General features: G+C 67.8%; 3 protein-coding genes. All 3 read left to right on the top strand.

Annotated elements, in window-relative coordinates; genetic code table 11:
• The first annotated feature begins 202 nt into the window (after positions 1-202).
• Positions 203-1489: a homoserine dehydrogenase gene (locus tag CVM52_RS24685; protein WP_100164937.1), complete on the top strand. Its 1287-nt coding sequence runs from the start codon at positions 203-205 to the stop codon at positions 1487-1489.
• Positions 1490-1571: 82 nt separating this feature from the next.
• Positions 1572-1961 carry a DUF2946 family protein gene (locus tag CVM52_RS24680; RefSeq protein WP_100164936.1) on the top strand — a complete coding sequence of 130 codons (390 nt, stop codon included), beginning with the start codon at positions 1572-1574 and terminating at the stop codon, positions 1959-1961.
• 40 nt (positions 1962-2001) lie between these two features.
• The coding region (locus CVM52_RS24675; protein ID WP_100164935.1) for a PepSY-associated TM helix domain-containing protein at positions 2002-3253 on the top strand (1252 nt) is incomplete at its 3' end.

The raw sequence follows: 3253 nt of genomic DNA, 5'->3' as shown, positions 1-3253 counted from the left end.
AAGCCGCCGCCGCGCTGGAGGCGCGCCGCGCCGCGCTGCTGCGCCGGGCCGCCGATCTTCGGGGCCCGGTTGTCGATGCCGAAACCGAAGAACGGATGCGCAGGGGCGTCGCCGACTAACCCGGCATCTGCCACGTTGCACCGCCGCGCCGAACCGGATAAGTCGGCCCGGACCCAATCAAAGCCACGAAGGAAACGGCCGGATGACAGCACCATTGCGCCTGGGAATTGCAGGTTTGGGCACAGTGGGCGTGGGGGTCGTCAAGATCGTCCGCAGCCACAAGGCATTGCTGACTGCGCGCACCGGGCGCGAGATCGTCATCACCGCCGTCGGCGCCCGCGACCAGGGCAAGGACCGCGGTGTGAACCTGAACGGCTATGCCTGGGAAAGCGACCCGGTCGCCTTGGCCCGGCGTGATGATATCGACGTGTTTGTCGAACTGATGGGCGGCTCGGATGGTCCGGCGCTGGAGGCCACTCGCGCCGCGCTGGACACCGGCAAGGACGTGGTTACCGCCAACAAGGCCATGCTGGCCCTGCACGGCCAGGCGCTGGCCGAACAGGCCGAGGATGCCGGCCGCGCCATCCGGTTCGAAGCCGCGGTGGCCGGCGGCATCCCGGTGATCAAGGCGCTGACCGAAGGGCTGGCCGGCAACGAGATCACCCGCGTGATGGGGGTGATGAACGGCACCTGCAACTATATCCTGACGCGGATGGAATCCGCCGGCCTGCCCTATGACGCGGTGTTCCAGGAAGCCTCCGATCTCGGCTATCTCGAAGCCGACCCGACGCTCGATGTCGGCGGCATCGATGCCGGGCACAAGCTGGCGCTGCTCTCGGCCATTGCCTTCGGCACCCGGCCGGATTTCGACGGCGTCGACCTGGAAGGCATCCAGCGCATCGCCATCGACGATATCCGCCAGGCCGCCGATATGGGCTTTCGCATCAAGCTGCTGGGCGTTGCACGGCGTACCGGGCGCGGGCTGGAACAACGGATGCAGCCCTGCCTGGTGCCGGCGGATTCGCCGCTGGGCCAGCTGGAAGGCGGCACCAATATGGTGGTGGTCGAGGGCGACGCGGTGGAGCAGATCGTGCTGCGCGGCCCGGGCGCCGGACAGGGCCCGACCGCCAGCGCGGTGATGGGCGATATCTGCGACCTGGCCCGCGGCATCCGGGTCCCCACCTTTGGCCGCCCGGCCCACACGCTGGAGGCCGCGCCGGCCGCGCTCAGCGGCCTGCCGGCCCCCTATTACCTGCGCATGTCGCTGATGGACAAACCCGGCGCGCTGGCCAAGATCGCCGCGATCCTGGGCAATTCCGGCATCTCCATCGACCGGATGCGGCAATATGGCCATTCCGAAGCCACCGCGCCGGTGCTGATCGTCACCCACAAGACCACCCGCGCCGCGCTGGACGAGGCGATTGCGGCGATGACCGGCACCGATGTCATGGCCTCGCTGCCGGTGGCGCTGCGGATCGAACAGGTGTGAACCGGCGCCGGGCCGGGCTGCACCGGTCTGGCGGGTGCAGGAAACGATTGCCGCAGGTCCGGCCCGCCTCTATAGCACGGCTATGCACCGGGGACGCCGCCTGAACCACCTGCCGCTCCGAAGCTGGCTGCTGCTTGCACCGGCTTTGCTGATGCTGCTGGTTCCGGCCTCGATCATGCCGGGTCGGCAGAGCGACGGCAGCCTGACCATCGTCATCTGTACCGGCAGCGGTCCGCTTGAATTGCGGGTGGATCCCGACACCGGCCAGCCGGTCGAAGGCGAGGACATCCAAACCGGGTCTGCCTGCCACTGGAACCTGCTGCGCGACACGGCCATGCTGCCCGAAACCGGCGCACCGGTCGCCGCCGCAGCCGGGTTCGCCCGCCCCACCGATACCACCGCGCGCACCCTGCCGCACCGCAGGCTGCATTTCGAACGCCCGCCGGCGCGGGCCTCGCCATTCCTGACCTGATCGCAACCCAAAAACGCTATCAGACAGGAAAGTTACGTCCATGACGACGACCGATTTCAACGGCGCGGCGGAAGCCCCGCGTGCCAATCTCTTTTACTTTATCGCCTGGCGCTGGCACTTCTATGCCGCGCTTTATGTGATCCCCTTCCTCGTGATGCTGGCCACCACCGGCCTGATCATGCTGTGGGTCAGCGCCACCAGCGAATTGAACGGCGAACGGGGGCGGGTGGCGATCTCGGGCCCGGCGCTGCCGCCGTCGGCGTTGCAACAGGCAGCCGAATCCGCCGTGCTCGGCGGTGCGGCCCGGCAATATATTGCGCCGATGGGCGCGGGCCGCGTCGCGGTGTTCCGCGTCGATAAAGGCGACACCGCAACCACCGTGCTGGTCGATCCCTATACCGCGCAGGTGGTCGAGACCTTCCCCTGGCGGGCGGGGCTTTATGATCTGGCCAAGCAAATCCACGGCACGCTGCTGATCGGCAATACCGGCGACTGGCTGATCGAGGCGGCGGCCAGTCTCGGTATCCTGATGGTGGTTACCGGCCTGTACCTGCACTGGCCACAAAAGGGCAGCCGCAAGACGGCAGCGATGCTGCCGAACCTGGCCGCGCGCGGCCGGTCGCTGTGGAAATCGCTGCACGGCGTGCTCGGCCTCTGGATGTCGGGGGTGATGCTGATCTTTTTCATCTCCGGGCTCAGTTGGGCCGGCGTCTGGGGCACGAAATTCGTGCAGGCCTGGTCGACCTTCCCGGCGGCAAAATGGGAGGCGGTGCCGCTGTCGGACCAGACCCATGCGGCGATGAACCATGGCGCCACCAAAGAGGTGCCCTGGGGCCTGGAGCAAACGCCGCTGCCGGCCTCGGGTTCGCTGGCGGGCAGCAAAGCGGTTGCGGCCCCGGTCAATATCGACGGCGTGGCGCAGTTCGCGGGCAGCCTGGGCTTTCCCGGCCGGTTCCAGATCAATCTTGCCAGCGGTGACACCGGCGTCTGGACCATCAGCCATGACAGCATGTCGAATGACGGGCCGGATCCGTCGGCGGATCGCACCCTGCATATCGACCGGTTCACCGGCCATGTCCTCGCCGATGTGCCCTATGCCGACTATTCGGCCTATGCCAAGATGATGGCCTGGGGCATTGCCTTTCACGAGGGCGATCTTGGGGTTTGGAACCTGGCGCTGAACACGTTGTTCTGCCTGTCGATGATCTTCCTGCCGGTCTCGGGCCTGGTGTTGTGGTGGACCCGCCGGCCGCTGCGCGCCGGCCGCCTTGCCGCCCCGCCCCGCCCGCGCG

Source organism: Pseudooceanicola lipolyticus (assembly GCF_002786325.1).
Classification (GTDB): Bacteria; Pseudomonadota; Alphaproteobacteria; order Rhodobacterales; family Rhodobacteraceae; genus Pseudooceanicola_C; species Pseudooceanicola_C lipolyticus.
This window is presented reverse-complemented; position numbering and strand designations above follow the sequence as displayed.